Source organism: Microbacterium sp. TNHR37B (assembly GCF_001620065.1).
Taxonomy (GTDB): domain Bacteria; phylum Actinomycetota; class Actinomycetes; order Actinomycetales; family Microbacteriaceae; genus Microbacterium.
Genome location: NZ_LQGV01000002.1, coordinates 1 through 23,757 on the forward strand (window position 1 = coordinate 1; position 23,757 = coordinate 23,757).

At 69.5% G+C, this 23,757-nt stretch carries 23 protein-coding genes; 19 read left to right on the forward strand and 4 right to left on the reverse strand.

Going from position 1 to position 23,757, the window contains the following annotated elements:
* The coding region (infB, locus tag AVP41_RS07595) for a translation initiation factor IF-2 (protein ID WP_067162908.1) at positions 1-2,106 on the forward strand (2,106 nt) is incomplete at its 5' end.
* Positions 2,107-2,273: 167 nt separating this feature from the next.
* Complete coding sequence (gene rbfA / locus AVP41_RS07600) at positions 2,274-2,705, forward strand: 30S ribosome-binding factor RbfA (protein WP_067162910.1); 432 nt, start codon at positions 2,274-2,276, stop codon at positions 2,703-2,705.
* A 27-nt stretch (positions 2,706-2,732) separates the two neighbouring features.
* On the opposite strand, the gene AVP41_RS07605 is transcribed toward rbfA, so the two are convergent.
* Both AVP41_RS07605 and AVP41_RS07610 read right to left on the reverse strand, forming a co-directional pair.
* Positions 2,733-3,218, reverse strand: coding sequence for a flavodoxin family protein (locus tag AVP41_RS07605; RefSeq protein ID WP_067162912.1), 486 nt, complete (start codon positions 3,216-3,218; stop codon positions 2,733-2,735).
* A 69-nt stretch (positions 3,219-3,287) separates the two neighbouring features.
* Positions 3,288-4,154, reverse strand: a complete 867-nt coding sequence (locus tag AVP41_RS07610; protein ID WP_067162915.1) for an adenine glycosylase — start codon at positions 4,152-4,154, stop codon at positions 3,288-3,290.
* Between the two features lie 36 nt (positions 4,155-4,190).
* On the opposite strand from AVP41_RS07610, the gene AVP41_RS07615 reads away from it, so the two are divergent.
* The 7 genes from AVP41_RS07615 to AVP41_RS07645 all read left to right on the forward strand — a co-directional run bounded on the left by AVP41_RS07615 (position 4,191) and on the right by AVP41_RS07645 (position 11,183).
* Entirely contained in the window at positions 4,191-4,871 is a 681-nt protein-coding gene (locus AVP41_RS07615) for a uridine kinase (RefSeq protein ID WP_067162917.1), read from the forward strand.
* Complete coding sequence (gene truB, locus AVP41_RS07620; RefSeq protein ID WP_269454413.1) at positions 4,868-5,791, forward strand: tRNA pseudouridine(55) synthase TruB; 924 nt, start codon at positions 4,868-4,870, stop codon at positions 5,789-5,791. The genes AVP41_RS07615 and truB overlap by 4 nt, the downstream gene beginning before the upstream one ends.
* On the forward strand, positions 5,788-6,156 hold the full coding sequence (locus AVP41_RS07625; protein WP_067162920.1) for a hypothetical protein: 369 nt from the start codon (positions 5,788-5,790) through the stop codon (positions 6,154-6,156). Before truB ends, AVP41_RS07625 begins: the two co-directional genes overlap by 4 nt.
* A 70-nt stretch (positions 6,157-6,226) precedes the next feature.
* Complete coding sequence (locus tag AVP41_RS07630) at positions 6,227-6,673, forward strand: hypothetical protein (RefSeq protein WP_067162922.1); 447 nt, start codon at positions 6,227-6,229, stop codon at positions 6,671-6,673.
* Positions 6,670-7,629: a bifunctional riboflavin kinase/FAD synthetase gene (locus AVP41_RS07635; protein ID WP_067162924.1), complete on the forward strand. Its 960-nt coding sequence runs from the start codon at positions 6,670-6,672 to the stop codon at positions 7,627-7,629. Before AVP41_RS07630 ends, AVP41_RS07635 begins: the two co-directional genes overlap by 4 nt.
* Positions 7,630-7,864: 235 nt before the next feature.
* On the forward strand, positions 7,865-10,033 hold the full coding sequence (locus AVP41_RS07640) for a DEAD/DEAH box helicase (RefSeq protein ID WP_067162926.1): 2,169 nt from the start codon (positions 7,865-7,867) through the stop codon (positions 10,031-10,033).
* Between the two features lie 121 nt (positions 10,034-10,154).
* Positions 10,155-11,183 (forward strand): 6-phosphofructokinase, encoded by a 1,029-nt coding sequence (locus AVP41_RS07645; protein WP_067162928.1) that lies wholly within the window; start codon positions 10,155-10,157, stop codon positions 11,181-11,183.
* Positions 11,184-11,497: 314 nt separating this feature from the next.
* Here the strand turns inward: AVP41_RS07645 and AVP41_RS07650 are convergent, their stop codons facing one another.
* Complete coding sequence (locus AVP41_RS07650; RefSeq protein WP_067162931.1) at positions 11,498-13,600, reverse strand: S9 family peptidase; 2,103 nt, start codon at positions 13,598-13,600, stop codon at positions 11,498-11,500.
* A 173-nt stretch (positions 13,601-13,773) separates the two neighbouring features.
* On the opposite strand from AVP41_RS07650, the gene AVP41_RS07655 reads away from it, so the two are divergent.
* The 7 genes from AVP41_RS07655 (at position 13,774) to AVP41_RS07685 (ending at position 20,097) form a co-directional block, all read left to right on the forward strand.
* Positions 13,774-15,174, forward strand: coding sequence for an inorganic phosphate transporter (locus AVP41_RS07655; protein ID WP_067162933.1), 1,401 nt, complete (start codon positions 13,774-13,776; stop codon positions 15,172-15,174).
* Complete coding sequence (locus AVP41_RS07660; protein ID WP_067162935.1) at positions 15,171-15,503, forward strand: peptidase; 333 nt, start codon at positions 15,171-15,173, stop codon at positions 15,501-15,503. Before AVP41_RS07655 ends, AVP41_RS07660 begins: the two co-directional genes overlap by 4 nt.
* Positions 15,504-15,556: 53 nt before the next feature.
* On the forward strand, positions 15,557-16,540 hold the full coding sequence (locus tag AVP41_RS07665; RefSeq protein WP_067162938.1) for a phosphodiesterase: 984 nt from the start codon (positions 15,557-15,559) through the stop codon (positions 16,538-16,540).
* Positions 16,541-16,573: 33 nt separating this feature from the next.
* Positions 16,574-16,957 carry a MerR family transcriptional regulator gene (locus tag AVP41_RS07670; protein ID WP_067162940.1) on the forward strand — a complete coding sequence of 128 codons (384 nt, stop codon included), beginning with the start codon at positions 16,574-16,576 and terminating at the stop codon, positions 16,955-16,957.
* Positions 16,954-17,931 carry an aldo/keto reductase gene (locus tag AVP41_RS07675; RefSeq protein ID WP_067162943.1) on the forward strand — a complete coding sequence of 326 codons (978 nt, stop codon included), beginning with the start codon at positions 16,954-16,956 and terminating at the stop codon, positions 17,929-17,931. The genes AVP41_RS07670 and AVP41_RS07675 overlap by 4 nt, the downstream gene beginning before the upstream one ends.
* Before the next feature lie 150 nt (positions 17,932-18,081).
* On the forward strand, positions 18,082-19,545 hold the full coding sequence (locus AVP41_RS07680) for an aspartate ammonia-lyase (protein ID WP_067162945.1): 1,464 nt from the start codon (positions 18,082-18,084) through the stop codon (positions 19,543-19,545).
* Positions 19,546-19,668: 123 nt separating this feature from the next.
* Positions 19,669-20,097, forward strand: coding sequence for a DUF4190 domain-containing protein (locus AVP41_RS07685; protein WP_067162948.1), 429 nt, complete (start codon positions 19,669-19,671; stop codon positions 20,095-20,097).
* Between the two features lie 85 nt (positions 20,098-20,182).
* Here AVP41_RS07685 and AVP41_RS07690 read toward each other — a convergent pair whose 3' ends face one another.
* Entirely contained in the window at positions 20,183-21,055 is an 873-nt protein-coding gene (locus AVP41_RS07690) for a fumarylacetoacetate hydrolase family protein (RefSeq protein ID WP_067162951.1), read from the reverse strand.
* A 99-nt stretch (positions 21,056-21,154) separates the two neighbouring features.
* Between AVP41_RS07690 and AVP41_RS07695 the strand changes: the two genes are divergently transcribed.
* The 3 genes from AVP41_RS07695 (at position 21,155) to AVP41_RS07705 (ending at position 23,679) form a co-directional block, all read left to right on the forward strand.
* Positions 21,155-22,342 (forward strand): PrsW family intramembrane metalloprotease, encoded by a 1,188-nt coding sequence (locus AVP41_RS07695; RefSeq protein WP_067162953.1) that lies wholly within the window; start codon positions 21,155-21,157, stop codon positions 22,340-22,342.
* A 224-nt stretch (positions 22,343-22,566) separates the two neighbouring features.
* Positions 22,567-22,935, forward strand: a complete 369-nt coding sequence (locus AVP41_RS07700) for an FKBP-type peptidyl-prolyl cis-trans isomerase (protein WP_067162955.1) — start codon at positions 22,567-22,569, stop codon at positions 22,933-22,935.
* Between the two features lie 174 nt (positions 22,936-23,109).
* Positions 23,110-23,679 carry a YceI family protein gene (locus AVP41_RS07705; protein ID WP_067162957.1) on the forward strand — a complete coding sequence of 190 codons (570 nt, stop codon included), beginning with the start codon at positions 23,110-23,112 and terminating at the stop codon, positions 23,677-23,679.
* Positions 23,680-23,757: the final 78 nt, after the last annotated feature.

Below are 23,757 nucleotides of genomic sequence, written 5' to 3' on the forward strand. Positions count from 1 at the left end.
GGCGGCGGTCGTCCCGGTGCTCCCTTCCAGCAGCGTCCCGGCGGTCCCGGTCGTCCCGGTGGCGCCGGTGGCGGATTCCAGCGTCCCGGCGGCGCGCCCGGCGGTTTCGCCGGTCGGCCCGGCGGGGGCGGCGGTCGTGGCCGCGGTCCCGGCGGCGGCACGGCGGGAGCGTTCGGCAAGGGCGGCGGCAAGTCCAAGCAGCGCAAGTCGCGTCGGGCGAAGCGGCAAGAGTTCGAGATGCGGTCGGCGCCGGTCGTCGGCGGCGTCAACGTCCAGAAGGGCAACGGCGAGATCATTCGCCTGCGCCGCGGCGCATCGATCGCCGACTTCGCCGACAAGCTCGAGGCGCTCAACGGCTACACGGTCCAGCCCGGCACGCTCGTGACCATCCTCTTCAACCTGGGGGAGATGGCCACGGCCACGGAGTCGCTCGACGAGGCCACGTTCGAGGTCCTCGGAGCCGAACTCGGCTACAAGATCCAGATGGTCTCGCCCGAGGACGAGGACAAGGAGCTCCTCGAAGGCTTCGGTCTCGACCTCGACGCCGAACTCGAAGCGGAGAGCGAGGACGACCTCGAGATCCGTCCGCCCGTCGTCACCGTCATGGGTCACGTCGACCACGGTAAGACGCGGCTTCTCGACGCGATCCGTCAGACGAACGTCGTGGCGGGCGAGGCCGGTGGCATCACGCAGCACATCGGTGCCTACCAGGTGTGGACCGAGCACGACAACATCGAGCGCGCCATCACCTTCATCGACACCCCCGGTCACGAGGCGTTCACCGCCATGCGTGCCCGTGGTGCGCAGGTCACCGATATCGCAATCCTCGTGGTCGCCGCCGACGACGGCATCATGCCGCAGACTGTCGAGGCGCTCAATCACGCCCAGGCGGCCGAGGTTCCGATCGTCGTGGCGGTCAACAAGGTCGACAAGCCCGAGGCCAACCCGGCCAAGGTGCGCCAGCAGCTCACGGAGTACGGTCTGGTCGCCGAGGAGTACGGCGGCGACGTCATGTTCGTCGACGTGTCGGCCCGACAGGGCACCGGCATCCAGGATCTCCTGGACGCTGTGCTCCTGACCGCCGACGCCGGACTGGACCTCACGGCCAACCCGAACAAGGCGGCGCGCGGTGTCGCGATCGAAGCGAAGCTCGACAAGGGCCGCGGTTCGGTCGCCACGGTGCTGATCCAGTCCGGAACGCTCCGCGTCGGCGACGCGATCGTCGCCGGTACCGCCTACGGACGCGTTCGCGCCATGATCGACGAGAACGGCGAGCCGGTCGAAGAGGCCTACCCGTCGCGTCCCGTGCAGGTGCAGGGTCTGAACTCGGTGCCGCGTGCCGGTGACGTCTTCATCGTCACGGAAGAGGACCGCACGGCGCGGCAGATCGCCGAGAAGCGGGAAGCCGCCGAGCGCAACGCCCAGCTGGCCAAGGCGCGCAAGCGTATTTCGCTCGAGGACTTCACCCGCGCTCTCGAAGAGGGCAAGGTCGAGTCGCTCAACCTCATCATCAAGGGCGACGTGTCCGGTGCCGTCGAGGCGCTGGAGGAGTCGCTCCTCAAGATCGAGGTCGACGACTCGGTGCAGCTGCGGATCATCCACCGCGGTGTCGGTGCGATCACCGAGTCCGACATCAACCTGGCCACGATCGACAACGCCATCGTGATCGGCTTCAACGTCCGCCCCGACACCAAGGCCCGCGAGCGTGCGGCCCGCGAAGGTGTGGACGTGCGCTTCTACTCCGTCATCTACAACGCGATCGACGACGTGGAGCAGTCCCTCAAGGGTCTCCTCAAGCCGGAGTACGAAGAGGTCCAGTCGGGTGTCGCCGAGATCCGCGAGGTGTTCCGCTCCTCCAAGTTCGGAAACATCGCCGGTGTCATCGTGCGCTCGGGAACCATTACCCGCAACGCCAAGGCCCGCGTCATCCGCGACGGCGTCGTCATCGCCGATGGCCTGGCCATCGAGTCGCTGCGTCGTTTCAAGGACGACGTCACCGAGGTCCGTACCGACTTCGAGGCCGGTATCGGGCTCGGCAAGTACAACGACATCCAGGTGGGCGACGAGATCGAGACCACCGAAATGGTCGAGAAGCCGCGCGGCTGACCACCCCGGTCGCTCGGCTATGGCTTCCGGATTCGGATGCCCGCCCTCGGCAAGAGTGGGGCCCCGGCCCCAATTGCCTCGGTCGGGCATCCGAATCCTCCAGCCTCCGCCGAGCGCCGCGATGTATCTCGCCGGGCAGGCGGGGCGAGTGGAAGAAGGAGAAGGAAATGGCTTCGGAACGTCAGGCTCGACTGGCTGACCGCATTCGCGTGCTCATCGCCGAGCGTCTCGAGAAGGGGCTGCGCGACCCGCGGCTCGGGTTCGTGACCATCACCGACGTGCGCGTCACGGGCGACCTGCAGCACGCGTCCGTGTTCTACACGGTGTACGGCTCCGACCAGGAGCGTGCCGACTCCGCCGCTGCCCTGACCGCGGCAACGGGAATGCTCCGCAGCGAAGTCGGTCGCAAGCTCGGTGTGCGGCTCACTCCGACGCTGGAGTTCATCCACGATGCGCTTCCGGAGAACGCCGGTCACATCGAAGACCTCCTCCGCGAGGCGCGGGAGCGAGACGCTGCGGTGGCGGGAATCGCGACCGGCGCCAGCTACGCCGGCGATGAGGACCCCTACGTCAAGCCGCGCGAGGCCGACGAGGACTGATCCGTCCCGCGTCAGCGCGACACGGACTCAGCGCGACAGCTCGCGGCCCCACGCGGTCGCCCGGTCGAGTTCGCCGGGCTCCAGCGGGCCGCTCTTGCCGGTCACGAAGAAGTCCACGTTCTCCGCGGGAACGGTGGCGTGTTGGCGGACCGCTTTCGCTGCGGCTGCTGCCGCCGACCCGCCCCAGCGGCTGTGACCCTGCTTCGTGCCGAACGTCGCGATGCGGGGCACCGGAAGCGGCGTGGGCAGGGAGTCCAGCCACTCGCGGATGCCCGTCGGAGTTCCCGCGCCGCCGTCGGTCTTGGCTGCCTCTCGGGTCGCCGGGCGCGACATCGAGAATGCGTGCGTCGGTCCGCCCACGAGGAGCAGATCGATGTCGTCCGGCAACGTCCTCGGGGCTTCGGCGACCGGTACGACCGTGGCCGATCCCGTCTCCCGAAGACCGGCCGCGACCGCCTCGGCCACCTCGAGCGTGTTCCCGAACTGAGACTCGACCACGATGAGGGTTCTCATGCCGCGCAGGTTACGCCCTACCTCGGCGGCATCGATGGCTCACGGGCCGGGAAAACCAGCCGACGGAGCTCAGCGCGGGAGCCGCGCCACCCCGCCCTCCACCTCGATCAAGCCGTCGGCTACGAGGGAGTCGATGGCGCGGTCGCGCTGACCGGCGTCGGGCCAGTCCGTCGCGAGTTGGTCCAGCGGGTGGGCGTCCGGCGCCGCATCGCGCAGCGTCTTCAGCACCGCGCCGCGGGCCTGACGGTCGCTCCCTTCGTACCGCGCCTGCTTGCGGCGGGTGTCGCCGGTATCGGGGTAGCCGGCGGCGCGCCAGGCGCAGAATGCGGCGAGCGGACACCGGTCGCAGTGGGGCACTCGCGCGGTGCAGACGACGGCCCCGAGCTCCATGGCGGCTGCATTGACGACGGCTGCCGCTGTGTCGTCGTCGGGGAGGATCGCGGTCATCGCGGCGAGATCGCCGCGGCTGGGCGGGCCGGGCTGTGCGCGCCCGTCGACAGCGCGAGCCAGCACCCGCCGCGTGTTCGTGTCGACAACGGGATGTCGGTCGCCGTAGGCGAAGACCGCGACCGCCCGCGCCGTGTAGTCGCCGATCCCGGTCAGCGCGAGGAGGGCGTCCACGTCGCGCGGCACGACACCGCCGTGTCGTGAGGTGATCTGCACCGCGGCTCGGTGGAGCCACAACGCCCGACGGGGGTAGCCGAGGTTTGCCCATTGCATCACCGCGTCCGCGGGTGGCGCGGCGGCCAGTGCCGCCGGAGTCGGCCAGCGGTCCAGCCACGCCTCGAGTCGGGGAATGACGCGGGCGACGGGCGTCTGCTGCAGCATGAACTCGCTGACCAGCACGCCCCACGCCCCGAAGCCCGGAGCGCGCCACGGCAAGTCTCGCGCGTGATCCCGGTACCACGCGATCAGCGGCGTCGCGAGGTCGGGCATCCTCTCAGCCTACGTCCCGTCGCCTAGGCTGGTCGGGTGCGCCTGCCCGTCACCCCCGCTGCCACGCTGTGGCGTGCCCTCCGCGACGAAGCCCGCCGCACGTACCCGCGCGGGCGCGTGATGATCGCCGTGGACGGCGAAGACGGCGCCGGCAAGACGCGCTTCGCCGACAACCTCGCGGCGGTGTTCCGCGAGGACGGATCGGCGGTCTTCCGCGCGTCGATGGACGACTTCCACCGCCCCCGCGCCGAACGCTATGCCCGGGGCCGCACCTCGCCCGAGGGTTTTTACCGTGACTCATACGACGAGGCGACCTTCCGGCGTGTGCTGATCGACCCGTTCCGCTCCGGGGCAACCCCCGACGCGGGCTTCCAGCTGGCCGCGTTCGACCTCGTGCGTGACGAGCCCCGCCCCGCCGAGTGGGTCACCGCTCCCCGCGACGCCGTGCTCATCGTCGACGGGATGTTCCTGCACCGTCCGGAACTGCGCGGCATCTGGCACTGGTCGATCTGGCTCGATGCCCCTCTCGACGTTCGATATGCCCGCATGGCGGAGCGGGACGGAACCGATCCCGACCCGGCGGCCGAGAGCAACCGCCGCTACCGCGAGGGTCAGGAACTCTATCTGAAGGACGCCCGCCCCCGCGCTGCCGCATCGGTGATCGTCGACAACACCGACCCCGCCGCCCCGTCCCGCGTCTACCAGGACTTCTGTTGAGCGCCTCGACGGCCGGGGAGCGAAGTGTGCCGCGGGGCATCGCCCTCGTGGACAAGCCCGGCGGCATGACCAGCCACGACGTCGTCGCCCGCGCGCGTCGCGCGCTCGACATCCGCAAGATCGGCCACGCGGGCACGTTGGATCCGATGGCCACGGGGCTTCTCGTCCTCGGAGTGGGAAGCGCCACGCGCCTGCTCACCTTCATCGTCGGACTCGACAAGACCTACGAGGCCACCATTCGCCTCGGGGTGAGCACCGACTCCGACGACGCCGACGGCGCCGAGACCGCGCGGGCGTCCGCCGAGGTGGTGGCCGCGGTCTCCGATGACGCGATCGCTGCGGGCGTCGCGACGTTGACCGGGAGGATCTCCCAGGTGCCCAGCAGGGTGTCGGCCATCAAGATCGGGGGGAAGCGGGCCTACGACCTCGCCCGCTCCGGCCAGGACGTCGAGTTGGCGGCGCGCGAGGTCACCGTGTCGCGCTTCGCCGTCTCCCGCGTCCGCCGTGACGCTGATGCCGGCACGATCGACCTCGACGTGAGCGTCGACTGCTCCAGCGGCACCTACATCCGCGCCCTTGCGCGGGACCTCGGTGCTCACGCGGGGATCGGTGGGCACCTCACGGCGCTCCGCCGCACGCGGATCGGACCGTTCGCGGTGGCGGACGCAGCGACCGACGTCACCGCTGACCTGCCGCTTCTCGACGAGGCGGACGTCGCTCGACGCGTGCTCGGTGCGCTCGAGGTCTCCTCCGACGAGGCACGAGACCTCCGCCACGGGAAACGGCTGCTCGGCGCCGCCGATCGCATCCCGGGCCCCATCAGCGCCGCGATCGACCCCTCGGGGCGACTGGTCGGGATCCTCGAACGGCGGGGGAGCGACCTCAAGAGCCTCATGAACATGCCCGAGGAGGCCGGATGATCCTGTGGTTCACGCTCGTCCTGATCGGCGTGGCGGTCGTGGTCGGGCTCGTGTGCGTCGTCGCGGGACTCGCGGGCAGACGCCCCGGCGATGTGACCGTCGGCGGGCTCGCACTGATCCTCCTGCTCCTGATCGCGCAGGTCGTCATGAGCATCATCGCTCCGTTCGCCGGTAACCCGGCGACGGGAAGCCCGCTGGAGTTCTGGGTCTACCTGGTGTCGGCTGTTCTCCTCCCTCCCGCCGCCGTCGCCTGGGCGCTGCTGGAGCGCAGCCGCTGGAGCACGGTGATCATGGGCATCGCGGCCCTCGCAGTGGCGGTGATGGTGTGGCGCATGCAGGTCATCTGGACCGTGCAACTGGCGTGATCGCCCGCGCATTCTCCGGACCGGGCCTGTGACGCCCACGGCAGCGACGCCCGCCTATCATTGACTGGTCATGTCTTCGTCGCGCCCCCGAATGACCGGAATCGGTCGTGTGCTCGTCGTCGTGTACGCCATCATGGCGCTCGCCGCCACGGGCCGTTCGTTCGTGCAGATCGTGCAGGACTTCTCGGCCGCCCCCGTCGCCTATCTCCTTTCGGCGGCGGCCGCTGTCGTCTACATCCTCGCGACCGTCGCGTTGGTGAAGTCCGGGTCCCGCGCCTGGTACGTCGTCGCCTGGGTGGCGATCTGCTTCGAGTTGGCGGGGGTCGTGGTCGTCGGGACCTTGAGTCTCGTGGTTCCCGAGCTGTTCGCCCACGACGCCACGGTGTGGTCAGGGTTCGGCTACGGCTACTTCTGGGTGCCGCTCGTCCTCCCCGTTCTCGGCCTGTGGTGGCTCGCCCGAGGCGGGAGAGAGACGTCCGCCGAGCCTGAGCTGGTTGAGGAGAGGTCGTCCTGGTGATCGTCTTCCATGATGTCGCCGAGGTCCCCGCAGACTTCGGCCGGACGGTCGTCGCGATCGGCAAGTTCGACGGCGTGCACTCCGGACACCGCGCCGTGGTCGCCCGTGCTCGGATCGAGGCGGCGGGCACCGATGCCCGCGTCGTCGCCGTGACCTTCGACCGCAACCCGCTCAGCTTCCTCAGCCCGGAGCGCTGTCCCGAGCCCCTGTCGAGCCTCGTTCAGAAGCTCGACCTCCTCGCGGACGAAGGCGTCGATGCGACGCTCGTGCTGCGTTTCGACGCGGAGCTGGCCGGTCTCGGGGCGAGGGAGTTCGTCGAGCGCGTGCTCGTCGAGGGGCTTCGCGCCGTGACCGTCATGGTGGGCGACGACTTCCGCTTCGGTCGGGGCGGGGAGGGCGATCCGGACTTCCTCGCACGGATGGGCGCCGAGCACGGTTTCGCCGTCGACGTCGTCGGAGACGTGCAGGGGGCCGGGCGTCGGGTCTCGTCCACCTGGGTGCGCGAATCTCTGCGATCGGGAGACGTCGAAGGTGCGGCGCGGCTGCTGGGTCGAGCTCACACGATGCGCGGGCGCGTGGTGCACGGGCTCCAGCGCGGGCGCGAGCTGGGATATCCGACCGCCAATCTGTCGGCCGACGCCGAAGGCTTCGTTCCCGCTGACGGGGTCTATGCGGGCTGGCTCGTCGACGAGGGCGCGCCGGGAGAGGCAGGGCACGCCGTGACCCGGTATCCGGCGGCCATCTCCGTGGGCACCAACCCGACCTTCGACGACGTCGAGCAGCGGCAGGTCGAGGCGTACGTGCTCGACGAGAGCGACCTCGATCTCTACGGGCACCGCGTACAGGTGCAGTTCTCGCAGCGCATCCGCGGCATGGTCGCCTTCGAGGGCGTGGAGGCCCTCCAGGCGCAGATGGCCGACGACGTGGACCGCACGCGCGTCGCGCTCGGCGTCTGAGTCCGACCCGCTTCGCGCACGGGCGTGGGCCTTTCCTCCCACGCCGCGGCCGGACAGGCGCTACAATCGTCGAGAGGTTTCGTTCCGCCGTCGCCGCAGCTCGCAGAAGCGAGTACCCGCAGCCGGGGGGATCAGATCCCGCCTCACGACGCGGCATCCCGCCGCAGACCCGACCGCCCGATCGTGGCACGACGGGCATCACCGGCTTCGGCCGGTCTCTACGCTCAGGAGGAGCATGCCGACCACGGCACTTTCCGGAACCTCGACCGCCGCCAAGGCAGGCGCGCGCCGTCGTCGGGGATCTTCGGCCCGTCGAGACGACGAGGCCCCCCTCATCCCGATTCTCGCGCGCAAGGTGCGCGAGGTGGAGGCCAAGGCCCAGCGCGGCAAGCTCGGCCCGACCAACCGCGTCAAGTTCCAGGTGATCGCGTTCCTCGTGCGCGAGGAGCGGGCCCGGGTGAAGGCGGAGGCCGAGATCCCCGCCGCGACCCGTGCCGAGCTGCTCAAGCGCCTCGATGGCGTCGCGACGATCCTCGCCAAGACGGCCGCGCGAGACACCTCGCTGATCCAGCTGCTCGAAGTGGACCAGGCCACCTCGCCGGTGGCCCGCCGCATGCGCCGAGACTGGCTGTTGGAGTCGGGCGCCGAGCTTGCCGACGACGAGCTCATCATCACCGACGTCGCGCCGGTGCAGGCTCCTGTCGTGCCCGCCGCCCTGGCCGACCGGCAGGTGGTGCCGCCCCAGATCGAGGCGCGCCGTGAGGCCAACCCCTTCCTGGCGCCCGACCTCGCGCTGCGGGCGCCCGCCGAGGCGCCGCGTCGCCGTCTCGACGGCTGGGAGCTCATGGGTCCCCTCTACAAGGCGTTCGAGATGGGTGCCGGGGGTGGAGCCGCGTCGATGGAGCTTCCGCCGGTGCCCGAGTTCGACCGCCTCTCTCCCAAGGGGCTGGAGATCATGGCGCACCAGTCCCGCTTCCTGGAGGCGGTGCGAGCCGGACATCGGTCGTTCCTGCTGGCCGACGAGCCGGGTCTGGGGAAGACGGCGGAGTCCGTCCTCGCGGCCTCGGTGGCCGACGCCTATCCGCTCCTTGCCGTCGTCCCCAACGTCGTGAAGATGAACTGGGCGCGCGAGGTGGAGCGCTGGACACCGCAGCGGCGGGCGACCGTCATCCACGGCGACGGCGACACGGTGGATGCGTTCGCCGACGTGTTCATCGTCAACTATGAGGTCCTCGACCGGCACCTCTCGTGGCTCGGCTCGTTGGGTCTGCGAGGGATGGTGGTCGACGAGGCGCACTTCATCAAGAACCTCACCTCGCAGCGTTCGCAGAACGTGCTCGCGCTGGCCGGCCGCATCCGTGAGCAGGTCCGCGACCCGCTGATGCTCGCGCTGACCGGCACGCCGCTCATCAACGACGTCGAGGACTTCGACGCGATCTGGCGCTTCCTCGGCTGGACCAACGGCGAGAAGCCCGGTCCGGAGCTCATGGCCAAGCTCGACGCGACCGGCCTCACTCCGGCCGACAAGGCCTTCTACCCCGAGGCGCGCGACGCCGTCATCTCGCTCGGGATCGTGCGGCGCAAGAAGAAGGACGTCGCCGCCGACCTGCCCGACAAGCTCATCGCCGACCTCCCGGTGGAGCTCGACGACGAGTTCGGTCGCTCCATCCGGGCCGCCGAGCAGGAGCTCGGTCAGCGCCTGGCCGCCAAGTACCGCCGGATCATCGAGGCGCGCGGCGACACCGTCGTCCTCGACGACATCGACGAGGACATCGTCCGGCTCGTCGCCCACGGCGAGCTCGAGGAGTCCAAGGCCGCGGGAACCGGTGCCGACAACGTGTTCACGATGGTGCGCAAGATCGGTCAGGCCAAGGCACTCCTGGCGGCCGACTACGCCGTGCAGCTGCAGCGCTCGGTCGGCAAGGTCGTCTTCTTCGCGAAGCACATCGACGTGATGGATGCCGCAGAAGCGCACTTCGCGGCGGCAGGCCTGCGTACCGTGTCGATTCGAGGCGACCAGTCCACCCCGGCCCGCCAGCAGGCGATCGACGCGTTCAACGGGGATCCCGACGTGGCCATCGCCGTCTGTTCGTTGACGGCGGCCGGCGTCGGTCTGAACATGCAGGCCGCCTCCAACGTCGTCCTGGCGGAGCTGTCGTGGACGGCGGCCGAGCAGACGCAGGCGATCGACCGGGTGCACCGGATCGGTCAGGACGAGCCGGTCACGGCGTGGCGGATCATCGCGGCCCACACGATCGACACGAAGATCGCCGAGCTCATCGACTCCAAACAGGGCCTCGCGCAGCGCGCCCTCGACGGCGATCAGCTCGACCCGACCTCCAGCGACTCGGTCCAGTTGTCCGCACTCATGCACCTGCTCCGGCAGGCCTTGGGGGCGTTCTGAGCCCCGCCGTTTATCGACGGCGGGCTCGCTGGCACCGCCACGCATCCGGCGATAGGGTCGGTGCGAGGCAATGGTGCCGCTCGGAACACCCGAATCATCGACACACCCGAAGGATCTCCCCATGAAGATCGGCATCCTCACCAGCGGCGGCGACTGCCCCGGTCTGAACGCCGTCATCCGCGGCGTCGTGCTCAAGGGCACGACCAACTACAACATCGAGTTCGTGGGAATCCGCGACGGCTGGCGAGGCGTCGTCGACGGCGACTTCTTCCCGCTCACGCGCCACGAGGTGAAGGGTCTGTCCAAGGTCGGCGGCACGATCCTCGGCACCAGCCGCACCAACCCCTACGAGGGACCGCGCGGCGGCGCCGAGAACATCGCGAAGACGCTCTACGGGCACCACATCGACGGAATCATCGCGATCGGTGGCGAGGGGACTCTCGCGGCAGCCAACAGGCTGTGGGGCGACGGGATCAACGTCATGGGCGTCCCCAAGACGATCGACAACGATCTGCGGGCGACGGACTACTCGTTCGGCTTCGACACGGCCGTCAACATCGCGACCGACGCCATGGACCGCCTCCGCACCACGGGCGACTCCCACCAGCGCTGCATGGTCGCCGAAGTCATGGGCCGCCATGTCGGATGGATCGCGCTGCATTCGGGGATCGCGTCGGGCGCCCACGTCATCTGCATCCCGGAGGTGCCCATGTCGCTCGACGACATCGCGGCCCAGGTGCAGAAGGCCCACGATCGCGGGCGTGCGCCGCTGGTGGTGGTCTCCGAGGGATTCAAGCTCATCGGTCAGGACGAGGCCTTCAGCGACAAGGGGCTCGACGCCTTCAACCGGCCGCGCCTCGGTGGCATCGGCGAGGTGCTCGCTCCGGAGATCGAGCGCATCACGGGCATCGAGACCCGCGCCACGGTGCTCGGCCACATCCAGCGGGGCGGGTCACCGTCCGCGTTCGACCGCGTCCTTGCGACTCGTCTCGGTCTCCATGCCGCCGATGCCGTGGTCGAGGGTGCGTGGGGCGAGATGGTCTCGATGAAGGGCACCGACATCGTCCGGGTTCCCTTCGCCGAAGCCCTCGGTGAACTCAACACCGTGCCGCTGTACCGCTACGAGGAAGCAGCCGCCCTGTTCGGCTGAGCGGGACCAGCGCCACGCAGGCGATCTCTGCTGCACAGGACTCTCCGCTGGAGAGTCTCCTGTCCAGGAGAGATCGCCTGCGGTGTGTGTGCCCGGCGGCTCCCCACGGCCGCGGCGTCGGCTCCTCCCCAGGGCGGGGCGGGGCGGAGTGTCTGCGTGACGTGCGGACTGCGCACCCACGGGAGTGGAGAGGCCCGCGGGCGGAAGAACTGGCCAACCGCCGCCGATCAGGCAAGATCCGCTGATCAGGTCGCCATGGTGAAGAGGCTCCTGCAGTCCGGAGAACTCCTGCGCACCCGTGCGGACGGGATGGGTCAGTCGGCGACGCCCAGCACGTCCAGGAGCCACGCGAGCTCGAAAGCGCGCTGGTGCCACGCGTTGTACCGACCGCTCACGCCACCGTGGCCCGCGACCATCTCGCACCGCAGGAGCGCGTCGGCGCCCACCTCCCGAAGACGCGCCACCCACTTGGCCGGCTCCACGTACAGCACCCGCGTGTCGTTGAGCGAGGTGGTCGCGAGGATGCGGGGATAGGAGACGCCCTCTCGCACGTTCTCGTACGGGGTGTACGACTTCATGTAGGCGTAGACCTCGGCGTCGTGCAACGGGTCTCCCCATTCGTCCCACTCGATCACGGTGAGGGGGAGAGACGGGTCGAGGATCGTCGTCAGCGCGTCGACGAAGGGCACGTCGGCGAGCACGCCCGCGAACAGCTCCGGGGCGAGGTTGGCCACCGCCCCCATCAAGAGCCCGCCGGCCGAGCCGCCTTCGGCCACGAGGCGGTCAGGCGTGGTCCAGCCGCCGTCGACGAGATGACGGGCGCACGCGACGAAGTCGGTGAAGGTGTTGCGCTTGTGCAGCAGCTTGCCGTCCTCGTACCATTGCCGGCCCAACTCGCCTCCGCCGCGCACGTGAGCGACCGCGAAGACGACACCGCGATCCAGCTCCGAGAGTCGGGCGACCGAGAAGCCCGGCTCGATCGAGTGCTCGTACGAGCCGTAGCCGTAGAGGTGCACGGGGCGCGGGGAGTCACCGGGAGCGCCGAACGAGCGCTTCCAGACGAGCGAGAGAGGGATGCGGGTGCCGTCGTCGGCCGTCGCCCAGATGCGCTCCTGGCCGTAGTCGGCGGGGTCGTAGCCCCCGAGCACCGGCTGCTGCTTGCGTAGCAGCAGCTCGCCGGTGGCGATGACGTAGTCGTAGACGGTCCCGGGCGTCGTGAACGATCCGTACCCGATCCGCAGGAGCGGGGGCGCCCACTCGGGGTTGCCCGCGGTGCCGACGGCGTACAGCGGCTCGTCGAAGGCGATCTCGGAGACCGCCGCGCTCACGTAGTCGAGCACGCCGAGCCGCGGGAGCCCGTCGCGGCGGTAGGACACGACGCCCCAGTCGCGGAAGGCCGCGACATCCAGCAGGCGGCGACCCGGAACGTGGGGGAGGACCACCCGGCGCGCCCCGGAGGGATCGGCGACCGACACCTGCACGAGCTCGAAGTCGAGCGCGTCGTCGTTGTGCAGCACGTAGAGGACGTCTTCGCCGTCGACGATCGCATGCGTCGCGGAGTACTCCACGCCCTCCCGTCGCGGCCAGACGACGCGCGGTTGCGCACGCAGGTCGTCGGCGGGCACCAGGAACTCCTCAGAGGTGATCGAAGACCCCACCTCGATCATGAGGTAACGGTCACTCCGGGTGAACCCGGCACCGACCCAATAGCGCTCGTCCGGTTCGTGGAAGAGGCGCTGGTCACTGTCGGCGGAGGTGCCGATCTCGTGCAGCCAGACCGTGTCGGGACGCCACGCGTCGTCGACCGTCGTATAGACGACGAACCGGCCATCGGGGGAGAACGAGGCACCGGCCGACGTGTTGGTGACGACGTCGTCCAGGTCCGTCCCGGACGCCAGATCGCGGATCCGCAGGGTGTAGCGCTCATCGCCTTCGACATCCACGCCGTAGAGCAGGAGGCGGCCGTCGGTGGAGACCTCGAGGCTGCCGAGGGAGAAGAACTCGTGGCCGTCCGCTTCGACGTTGCCGTCGAGGAGAACCTCCTCCCCGGCGATGGGAACGTCGGCGGCGAGCTCCGGCGGCGTCCAGTCATCGGGCGAGGCGAGGGGCGCCCGGCAATGGATGCCGTACTGCTTGCCCTCCACGGTGCGCCCGTAGTACCACCAGTCGCCGCGGCGCGCCGGGACGGACAGGTCGGTCTCGAGCGTTCGGCCCTTGATCTCGTCGAAGATGCGGGAACGCAGCCCCGCCAGGTGAGCCGTGCGCGCCTCGGTGTAGGCGTTCTCGGCCTCGAGATGCGCGATGACATCGGCGTCGTCCTTCGCGCGGAGCCACTCGTACGGATCGACGACGTCGTCTCCGTGGTGGCTGCGAGTGGTCGGTCGGGCGGGGGCGACGGGAGGCTGCGCGGTGCTCACCGTCCCACGCTAACGGAACGGAAATCACCGGTCGCCCCGTGTTCTGAGATCCCCGCCTGATGTGCGAGGATTTTCCTCGTCCGGTTGCCGGAACCTGAACCCACGGTGAACTCTTCGTTCGCTGCCGCCGACAGTGGTCGGCCCACCCCACTCCTCCTGACGGAAAGCGAACTGTGGAAGCCGCAGTCTTCATCGTCGTGCTGGTGATCGCGCTGGCACTCTTCTTCGACTTCACCAACGGATTCCACGACACGGCGAACGCCATGGCGACCCCGATCGCCACCGGCGCCCTCAAGCCCAAGGTCGCCGTGCTCCTGGCCGCCGGCCTCAACCTGGTGGGGGCGTTCCTGTCCACCGAGGTCTCCAAGACCATCTCGCATGGGATGATCCGTGAGGACGGCATCGACGCGTCGACCTTCCTCCCGATCATCTTCGCCGGCCTCATCGGCGCCATCACGTGGAACATGCTCACGTGGCTTCTGGGCCTTCCCTCCAGCTCGTCCCACGCGCTGTTCGGCGGGCTGATCGGCGCGACCCTGGTCGGAACGATGAGTGCGGCCGCGATCGACTTCGGCGTCGTTCTGAGCAAGGTCGTGCTGCCGGCGCTCATCGCGCCGTTCACGGCGGGAGTCATCGCGTTCGTCGTCACCAAGATCGCCTACGCCGTCACACGGCGGTACGACAACAAGCCCGATGGCCGCGACGGTTTCCGCTGGGGGCAGATCTTCACCTCCTCCCTCGTGGCGCTCGCGCACGGCACCAACGACGCCCAGAAGACGATGGGTGTCATCACGCTGGCGTTGATCACGGCCGGAATGCAGGATCGTGAGCACGCAGATCCGCAGTTCTGGGTCATCTTCGCGTGTGCCTTCACGATCGCCCTCGGCACCTACATGGGCGGGTGGCGGATCATCCGCACGCTCGGCAAGGGCCTCACCGACGTCAAGCCGGCGCAGGGCTTCTCGGCGGAGTCGTCGACCGCGTCGACGATCCTCGCTTCCAGCTTCTTCGGCTTCGCCCTCTCGACGACGCAGGTCGCGTCGGGGTCGGTGATCGGCTCGGGCCTCGGCCGCCGCGGCTCCAAGGTGCGCTGGGGCACGGTCGGGCGCATCGCGGTCGGCTGGGTGCTGACGCTGCCGGCGGCCGGCGCCGTCGGCGCGGCCGCGGCCCTCATCGTCGTCTGGCTCGGCGACATCTGGGGTGTCACGGTGGGCGCGCTGATCGCGCTCGTGATCATCCTGGCGATCTTCGCCCGGTCGCGCCGCAACGCGGTCCACGCCGGCAACGCGATGAGCGAGGTCGCCGACTCCGGCCACGCCGTCAAGGTCAAGCGAAACCCGCCGCCGACGCGCCGCCAGCGCGCGATCCTGCGTGAGCAGGCGCGACAGAAGGCGGAAGAGGAGGCTCGGCAGAAGGCCGAACGGAAGGCGAAGGCGAAGGCCGACGCCAAGAAGGCGGCGGGCGAGAAGAAGAAGGCCGCCGACGACAAGCGCGCCGCCGAGAAGGCCCGCGCCGCCGCATCGAAGAGCCAGGCCCCCGAGAAGGGCTCGCACGGCAAGGGGGGCAAGAAGTGATCGTCCAGATCGACTGGGCCGCGTTCCTCGCGGTCTTCGCCGCTGCGCTCGTGGGTGCCTCTCTCGTCGTCGGTTTCTACGCCATCGGTCTCCGACTGCTCGTCCGTGCCGGCCGTGCACCGGTGGTCGCGCCCGCCGAGTTCACGGACGCCATCACCGTCATCAGCGAGAAGGAAGCCCGCCGCGCCGCCAAGGCCGCAGCGAAGGCCGCGAAGAAGAGCCCGCTCACCGACGGGCAGAAGCGTGTCGCGCTGATCGGTGCGTACGCCTCTTTCGGCGTCTGCGCCCTCGCGGTGCTGGGCGGACTCCTCCTCCTGGTGCTGCACTGATCGCACCGCGCCGGCGCCCCGTGACTGTCCCGGGCGGCTTCTAGGCTGGGAGCATGGACGGCACTGCTGACGACACCGCGCGACGCGACGCGGCACCGACTGGGGCCGCGCGGAGCGGATCGCACCCCGAGGTGCAGTTCGGCCGCCATCCCCGCGCGGCGAGGACCCTCATTCATCTCAGCGACACGCATCTGCTCGCGGGCAACCCTCCGCTGGGAGGCCGGTACGACACCGCCACGAACCTCGAGGCGACCCTCGCTGCGATCGAGCGGACCGGGATCCGCCCCGATGCCCTCGTCTTCACGGGCGACCTGACCGACCTGGGCGAGCCGGAGGCCTACCGCGACCTCCGCCGTCGAGTGGAGCCCTTCGCCGCACGCCTGGGTGCCCCCGTCGTCTGGGTGGCGGGCAACCACGACGAGCGGCCGGCCCTGCGATCCGCGCTCCTCGACCAAGAGGCCTCCGACGCCCCGGTCACCGGGGTGTGGGATCTCGACGGCCTCCGTCTCATCGCGCTCGACACGTCGGTGCCCGGCTGGCACCACGGCGACCTCGACGAGACGCAGCTCGCGTGGCTGCGCGATGTGCTGGCCGAGCCTGCCCCCCACGGCTCGCTCATCGCCCTCCACCACCCGCCGCTGCCCACACACATCCCCTTCTTCGACATCCTCGAGCTGCGCCGGCAGGACGAGCTCGCCGCCGTGCTGCGGGGTTCCGATGTACGCGGCATCCTCGCCGGCCATCTGCATTACTCCACCAGCGGCACGTTCGCGGGGATCCCGGTCAGCGTCGCGGCCGCGACCTGCTACACGATGAACCTGCAGCGCCCGCCGTCAGCGGTCAACGGCATGGACGCCGGCCAGTCCTTCCACCTGGTGCACGTTTATGACGACGTGATCACCCACGCCGTGGTGCCGGTGGTGGCCGCCGAGACCGCCGAGCACTTCTCTCCGGAATGGGTGGCGAAGATGGCCGAGCTGACACCCGAGGAACGGCTGGCAGCCTTCTCTCGAAAGGCGCCGCATCCCCCCGCTTGACCTGGAGTGCACTCGAAGTTCTAGCGTGAGGGCATGACGTTCCTCCACGAAGGACTCTCGATCTCCGAGGCCGCTGCGGCAACCGGATTGTCGACTCACACGTTGCGCTACTACGAGCGCGCCGGGCTCATGCTGACGCCTGTCGACCGGGCGTCGTCGACACACCGCAGATACAGCACGGCGGACGTCACGTGGGTGCAGTTTCTCACCCGGCTCCGCTCCACGGGCATGCCGATCTCGGCCATACGCAGATACACGGAGATGGTGCGGGCGGGGGAGTCGTCGGTGGAGGAGCGCCTCGACCTGCTGCTGCGACATCGCGCGGACGTGCTCGCCCAACTCGACGAGATCACGGCGAGTCTCGCCGCCATCGACCACAAGATCGCCGTCTATCGGCAGAAGGAGACACACGGATGAAGACCATTCACCTCGGCGCCGCAGGCCCTCGCATCGGCCGTCTGGGACTGGGCCTCATGGGCATCAGCGCGTTCTACGCGGGGGCGCGCGAAGACGACGAGGGCGGCGTGCGCACGATCCACCGGGCCCTGGAGCTGGGCGTGAACTTCCTCGACACAGCGGAGATCTACGGTCCGTACGTGAACGAGGAACTGCTCGGGCGCGCGCTCGCCGGGCGGCGCGGCGATGCGATCGTCGCCACGAAGTTCGGCACGATCCGGCACACTGACGGCGATCGGCCGGGGCTCGACGGCTCTGCGGCCAACGTGAGGCTGTCGGTCGAGGGGTCGCTGCGGCGCCTCCGCACCGACTACATCGACCTCTACTATCAGCACCGCATGGACCCGGACACGCCGGTCGAGGAGACCGCGGGCGCGCTCGCCGAGCTCGTGCAGGAGGGGAAGATCCGCGGATACGGGCTGTCGGAGGCGGGGGTCGAGACGATCCGTCGAGCCCACGCGGTGCATCCGGTCACCGCGGTGCAGACCGAGTACTCGCTGTGGAGCCGCGATCCGGAGGCGGAACTGCTCCCCGTCCTGCGGGAGCTCGGGATCGGCTTCGTCCCCTACTCGCCGCTCGGCCGCGGCTTCCTCACGGGCGCCATCCGGTCGGTCGACGATCTGCGCGACGATGACTTCCGCAAGACGAACCCCCGCTTCGTCGAAGGCGCCCTCGAACAGAACCTCCGGATCGTCGAGGTCGTGGAGGAAGTCGCTGCGGAGGCCGAGGCGACTCCCGCTCAGGTCGCCTTGGCGTGGCTTCTCGCCCAGGGTGACGACATCGCTCCGATTCCGGGCACCCGGCGCGTGGAACGCCTCGAGGAGAACGTGGGCGCCGACGCGCTCACGCTGACGGAGGCGCAACTCGGTCGCCTGGGCGCCCTCGACGCCCCCGTCGGTGACCGCTACGCGGACATGACGCCTCTCGGTCGCTGAGTCCGGCCGAGCCACGTCGCCTCGCGCATACCGCCGCGACGTACAGAGGGCGGGACGACGATGTACATGCAGTACATCGTCGTCCCCGTCGGAGCGGGCTAGGCTCGGAGGGACTCCGCCACCCTTCGAGACCCACAAGGACTCCCACCCATGGCTCAGGACGCAATGACGCGCACTCGCACCGAGACCGACTCCCTGGGATCGATGGAGATCCCCGCCGACGCGTATTGGGGGATCCACACCGCCCGAGCGCTCGAGAACTTCCCGATCTCGCAACGACCCATATCCGTGTACAAGGATCTCGTCACGGCGCTGGCGATGGTCAAGCAGGCCTCGGCTCGCGCCAACCGGGAGATCGGCGTGCTCGACGGCGAGCGTGCCGAGCTCATCGATCGCGCCGCCCAGCGGGTCATCGACGGAGAGTTCCACGACCAGTTCGTCGTCGGGGTGATCCAGGGTGGTGCGGGGACCTCGACGAACATGAACGCGAACGAGGTCATCACCAACATCGCCCTGGAGATGGCGGGGCGCGACAAGGGTGACTACGCGTTCCTGTCTCCGATCGATCACACCAACCGGAGCCAGTCGACCAACGACGTCTATCCGACGGCCGTGAAGATCGGTCTGAGCCTTGACCTCAAGACACTGCTGGAGGAGCTCGACCTGCTGCGCCAGTCGTTCCTCGCCAAGGCTGTCGAGTTCCACGACGTCCTCAAGATCGGCCGCACCCAGCTCCAGGACGCCGTGCCCATGACCCTCGGGCAGGAGTTCCACGGCTTTGCCACGACGCTCGGGTACGACCACCAGCGCCTCACCGAGAACGCCTACCTCCTCTACGAGATCAACATGGGCGCCACCGCGATCGGAACGGGCATCACGACGCACCCCGGGTACTCCGCCGCCGTGCTGCGGCATCTGCGGGAGATCACCGACCTGGACCTGGCGACGGCGGCAGACCTCGTCGAGGCCACGAGCGACACCGGATCGTTCATGTCCTTCTCGTCCTCGCTCAAGCGCAACGCCATCAAGCTCTCCAAGATCTGCAACGACCTGCGCCTGCTCTCCTCGGGGCCGCAGGCGGGCTTGGGTGAGATCAACCTGCCCGCGCAGCAAGCCGGGTCCAGCATCATGCCGGGCAAGGTCAACCCCGTCATCCCCGAGGTGGTCAATCAGGTGGCCTTTGCCGTCGCCGGTGCCGACCTCACCGTGACGATGGCGGTCGAGGGCGGCCAGCTCCAGCTGAACGCCTTCGAGCCGGTGATCGCCCACTCGATCTTCCAGTCGATCACCTGGATGCGGCGCGGTATGCGCACCCTCCGCCTCAACTGCGTCGACGGCATCACCGCCAACCGGGACCGTCTGGGCGCGATGGTCGGCTCCTCGGTGGGAGTCGTGACCGCCCTCACGCCGTTCATCGGCTACGCGGCCTCGGCGGCTCTGGCCAAGACCGCGCTTCTGACCCACCGCAACGTCGGCGACCTCGTGGTCGAGGCGGGACTCATGACGCGCGAAGAGGTCGACAAGCAGTTGTCGCCGGCCCGCCTGTCGGGGTTGGAGGCGATCACGCAGGCGATTCCGATCGTCCAGCCCGCCGAGAACGTCGTCGAGGGCTGAGGGCGCGACGGGAGTGATCGCCGCGCCGCCCACTCCGTGCGCGGACTCCCCTTTGCGCGCGGGTTTCCGATGGCGCTAACGTCATCGTTGCCGGTCGACCGGCACGACCCCCGAGGAGAACCGATGACCGATCCCCAGAATCCGCAGCAGCCGCAGACCCCGCCCGCGTACAACGCGCCGCCCGCGGCACCCGCCTACAACGCGCCGCCTGCCGCGCCCGCCTACAACGCCGGTGGGTATCCGGGGCCGGATGCGCCGGTTCCCGGCAAGACCCTCGGCATCGTGGCCCTCGTGGTCGTCTTCTTCGCGTCGGTGATCGGTCTGATCCTCGGCTATGTGGCACGCTCGCAGAGCAAGACGGCCGGCGTCGAGAACACCCCGGCGAAGGTCGCGATCATCCTGGGCTGGATCTTCACCGCGCTCTACATCATCGGTTTCATCGTCGTCGGCATCCTCATCGCGATGGGCGTCGGCATCTGGCAGAACGCGTGCGCCGATCTCGGTTCCGGCGTCTGGGAGCTCACCGACGGCACCACCGTCACCTGCCCCTGACGACGTCTGCACGAAACCCTGACGCCGTCTGCACGAGACGCCGGGCCCACGGGTCCGGCGTCTCGTCGTAGGACGGGTGGCCCGGTCAGCCGACGATACGGCAGTGAGTCGTCAGCGCTCCGATGCCGTCGATCCCGACGGTCACGGTCGAGCGGTCGCGGAGGAAGATCTGCGGATCCCGGGAGTATCCGGCGCCTCCGGGGCTGCCGGTCGAGATGAGCGTTCCGGGAAGGAGCGTCGCCGACTGCGACAGATGTGACACGAGCGTGGCCACGGACCGGATCATCTGGCCCGTCGTGGCATCCTGCACGGTCTGCCCGTCGACGACCGCCCAGATGTGGAGGTCCTGCGGGTCGTCGATCTCGTCGGCAGTGACCACCACCGGACCGGTCGGGGTGAAGCCGTCGAACGACTTGCACCGCGACCACTGAGCTTCCGAGAACTGGATGTCCCGCGCCGTGATGTCGTTGACCACGGTGTATCCCCACACATGGGCCAGCGCATCCTCCTCGGACACGTCCTTGGCGGGGCGCCCGATCAGCACGCCGAGCTCGGCCTCGTAGTCCACCGACTCGCTCAGCGTGCGGGGCCAGGTCGTCGTGGCATCGTGCCCCGTGAGGGAGCCCGGCCACAGGACGAAGACCGTGGGGGCTTTGTCTGCCTTCAACCCGAGTTCGCTGGAATGCGCGGCGTAGTTCAGCCCGACGGCCAGGACGACGGGAGGGCGACTGACGGCGGAGGTCCATCCCACGTCGGCGAGCGGAGTGCCGCGCGTCGCCTCCGCCGCGGCCGCTGCGTCGCGCACTCGATCAAGCAGCGCATCGCCACCGTCGATGAGCGACTGGAGGTCATCGGGGGCGCCATCGAACAGTCCGGCCACGGGGAGGACGTCGTCGTTGCGCACGATGGCGAGGTGAGGAGCGTCGGACGCGGCCGAGGTCACGTGGGCGAAGCGCATCAGTCCAGGCTAGCCGGTGCGGCGCTGATCGCCTCGGATCGCGGTGTCATCGGCCGCGAGGACCGTGCCACCCGAGGCGCCACGCCTAGGCTGAGCAGCATGGCCTTCCCGTCCCCCCTGGCCCAGCCGCCTCACGCCGCGCCGGCACCCCTGCCCGCGGCAGCGCCTCCTCTGTCGGCTCCTTCTGCGGCGGTGCAGCCGCCCGCGCCGCCCCGACGCGGACGCTCCGCGCCGCTCTGGCTGTTCGCGATCGTCATCGTCGCCGCCCTCGCCCTCGCGGCCTACCTCCTGACCTTCCTCGGTGTGGCGGCTTCGGTGGTGGGGATGATCCTTGCCCTCCTTCCTCTGACGGGCGTGCTGTTCGCTGTTCACCTCGTCGATCGCTGGGAGCCCGAGCCCCGCAGCCTCAAGATCGCGGCGGTCGCCTGGGGCGCCGTCATCGCCGTCGGGCTCGCGCTCCTGGTCGACCTCCTCGTGGCACCCGCTCTCGGCGTCATCGACCCGGCGCGTGCCGATGCCCTCTCGGCGGTCATCCAGGCCCCCATCGTGGAGGAGGCGGCCAAGGGGCTGGGGGTCTTCGCCATCTTCCTCGTCGGCCGTCGAGCGTTCGACGGTCCTGTCGACGGCGTGGTCTACGGGGCACTGGTGGGCGCAGGGTTCGCGTTCACGGAGAACATCCTGTACTTCGCGACGAGCCTTCTCGAAGGGGGAGTCGGGGGTATCACGACGACGTTCGCCCTACGGGGGATCCTCTCGCCGTTCGCCCACGTCATGTTCACGTCGGTCACCGGTTATGCCCTGGGTCGCGCGGCGCGAGCGGGCGCGCGACCGGCGGCTGCCCTCGGTCCGTGGATCGCGGGGATGACCGGGGGTATCGTCCTCCACGCGCTGTGGAACGGCTCCGCGGTCTTCGCCGACTTCTTCGCGCTGTACGTGACGCTCCAGGTGCCGTTGTTCGTCGCCTTCGTCGTCGGCGTTCTCCTGCTTCGGCGAGAGGAGTCACGGCTCACGTGGGAGCGGTTGGACGACTATGTCAGCGCCGGGTGGTTCAGCCCCGGCGAGCGCGACATGCTCGCCACCGCCCGGGGCCGACGGGCCGCGGTCGCCTGGGCGCGCACGCTGCCGGGTGACCGCTCCGCCCGCATGAAGGCGTTCATCCGGGAGTCGACGTCACTGGCCGCGGCGCGCCAACGCGCGATCACGGGACGAGACCCACGCGCGATCGACGACGAACGGATCTACCTCGCCCGCGCAGTTGCTGCCCGGGCGACCCTCCTTGGGCCCTGACCGCGACATGTCGTCGGAGCCCCCTCGCGCGCGGACCACGACCGCGGGGATTCGGGACGAAGGAGAAAGTCCCGAAGAAGGACTCAGCGCCCGGTGCCGCGGCGATGCCTGCGTGACTCCCGGGCGCTGAGTTGGCCTACGCTCATTGTCGCGGCGCCCCGTCTGGGCTGTCAAGAGGGGGCGCCCGTCGCCGTCGACCGCTCCTGGCGTGCTTGGATAGGGGGATGACTGACGACCGCACCAAGCCCGAGTTCGACGCCCCGTCCGGCCCCGCACCGTCGGAGCTCGTCATCCGCGACATCATGGTCGGAGACGGCCCGGAGGCCGCCGCGGGCGACACCGTCACCGTCCACTACGCGGGGGTCGAGTACGACTCCGGCGAAGAGTTCGACTCCTCGTGGGGCCGAGGCGAGAGCATCCAGTTCCCGCTCCGTGGTCTCATCCAGGGCTGGCAGGACGGGATCCCGGGCATGAAGGTCGGCGGCCGGCGTGAACTCGTCATCCCGCCGCACCTCGCATACGGTCCTGCCGGCAGCCACTTCCTCGGCGGCAAGACTCTGATCTTCATCATCGACCTGCTGGCCGTCGGCTGACGACGCTGGCTGAGGAGGGGGTGGTGCTCGCGGCACCACCCCCTCCTCGCGTCTGCCGCGGGGCCATGACGGAGCCGCAACCGTCGTCGCGAGTTTTTTTGCATGCATGGGAATAGATCGCGTCGGCGCGCGTTTCATCCCGCACACGACCTCTGTCACGAAGGGCAAGAACCAATGACCGAATCCACCGCTTCCGCCACCATCGACATCCCCGGCTACAAGGCCGGTACGTGGGTGCTCGACCCCTCCCACAGCGAGGTGTCCTTCAGCGTCCGCCACATGATGATCTCCAAGGTGCGGGGCACGTTCGCCGTGAAGAGCGCCACGATCATCGCTCCGGAGAACCCGCTCGAGGCCCGCGTCGAGGCCACGGTCGATGTGGCGTCGATCGACACGAAGGACGAAGGCCGCGACAACCACCTCCGCTCCGCCGACTTCTTCGACGCGGAGACCTACCCCACGCTCGAGTTCGTCTCGACCGGTGTGCGCTACGAGGGCGGCGACTTCCTCGTCGACGGCGACCTGACCATCCGCGGCGTCACCAAGCCCGTCACGTTCGAGCTGGAGTTCGGCGGCTTCGGTAACGACCCGTGGGGCAACTACAAGGCCGGCGCGACCGCCAAGACGGTCATCAACCGCGAGGACTTCGGTCTCACGTGGAACGCCGCACTGGAGACCGGTGGGGTGCTCGTGGGCAAGGACGTCACGATCACGCTCGACCTTCAGGGATCGCTTCAGGCCTGACAGCGACGCCGCTCAGAGCGTCCCGACGGGGTGGGTGGCTTCGGCCCCCGCCCCGTCGCCGTGTCGCCGGGTCTCCGC

Bases quoted from the DNA above. Each gene is read 5' to 3' on its own strand.
- AVP41_RS07680 (WP_067162945.1), top strand. From the start codon at position 18,082: ATGGCTCAGGACGCAATGACGCGCACTCGCACCGAGACCGACTCCCTG.
- AVP41_RS07605 (WP_067162912.1), bottom strand. From the start codon at position 3,218: ATGAGAACCCTCATCGTGGTCGAGTCTCAGTTCGGGAACACGCTCGAG.
- AVP41_RS07665 (WP_067162938.1), top strand. From the start codon at position 15,557: ATGGACGGCACTGCTGACGACACCGCGCGACGCGACGCGGCACCGACT.
- AVP41_RS07645 (WP_067162928.1), top strand. From the start codon at position 10,155: ATGAAGATCGGCATCCTCACCAGCGGCGGCGACTGCCCCGGTCTGAAC.
- AVP41_RS07695 (WP_067162953.1), top strand. From the start codon at position 21,155: ATGGCCTTCCCGTCCCCCCTGGCCCAGCCGCCTCACGCCGCGCCGGCA.
- AVP41_RS07625 (WP_067162920.1), top strand. From the start codon at position 5,788: ATGATCCTGTGGTTCACGCTCGTCCTGATCGGCGTGGCGGTCGTGGTC.
- AVP41_RS07705 (WP_067162957.1), top strand. From the start codon at position 23,110: ATGACCGAATCCACCGCTTCCGCCACCATCGACATCCCCGGCTACAAG.
- AVP41_RS07670 (WP_067162940.1), top strand. From the start codon at position 16,574: ATGACGTTCCTCCACGAAGGACTCTCGATCTCCGAGGCCGCTGCGGCA.
- AVP41_RS07675 (WP_067162943.1), top strand. From the start codon at position 16,954: ATGAAGACCATTCACCTCGGCGCCGCAGGCCCTCGCATCGGCCGTCTG.
- AVP41_RS07640 (WP_067162926.1), top strand. From the start codon at position 7,865: ATGCCGACCACGGCACTTTCCGGAACCTCGACCGCCGCCAAGGCAGGC.
- AVP41_RS07690 (WP_067162951.1), bottom strand. From the start codon at position 21,055: ATGCGCTTCGCCCACGTGACCTCGGCCGCGTCCGACGCTCCTCACCTC.
- AVP41_RS07700 (WP_067162955.1), top strand. From the start codon at position 22,567: ATGACTGACGACCGCACCAAGCCCGAGTTCGACGCCCCGTCCGGCCCC.
- rbfA (WP_067162910.1), top strand. From the start codon at position 2,274: ATGGCTTCGGAACGTCAGGCTCGACTGGCTGACCGCATTCGCGTGCTC.
- AVP41_RS07685 (WP_067162948.1), top strand. From the start codon at position 19,669: ATGACCGATCCCCAGAATCCGCAGCAGCCGCAGACCCCGCCCGCGTAC.
- AVP41_RS07630 (WP_067162922.1), top strand. From the start codon at position 6,227: ATGTCTTCGTCGCGCCCCCGAATGACCGGAATCGGTCGTGTGCTCGTC.
- AVP41_RS07610 (WP_067162915.1), bottom strand. From the start codon at position 4,154: ATGCCCGACCTCGCGACGCCGCTGATCGCGTGGTACCGGGATCACGCG.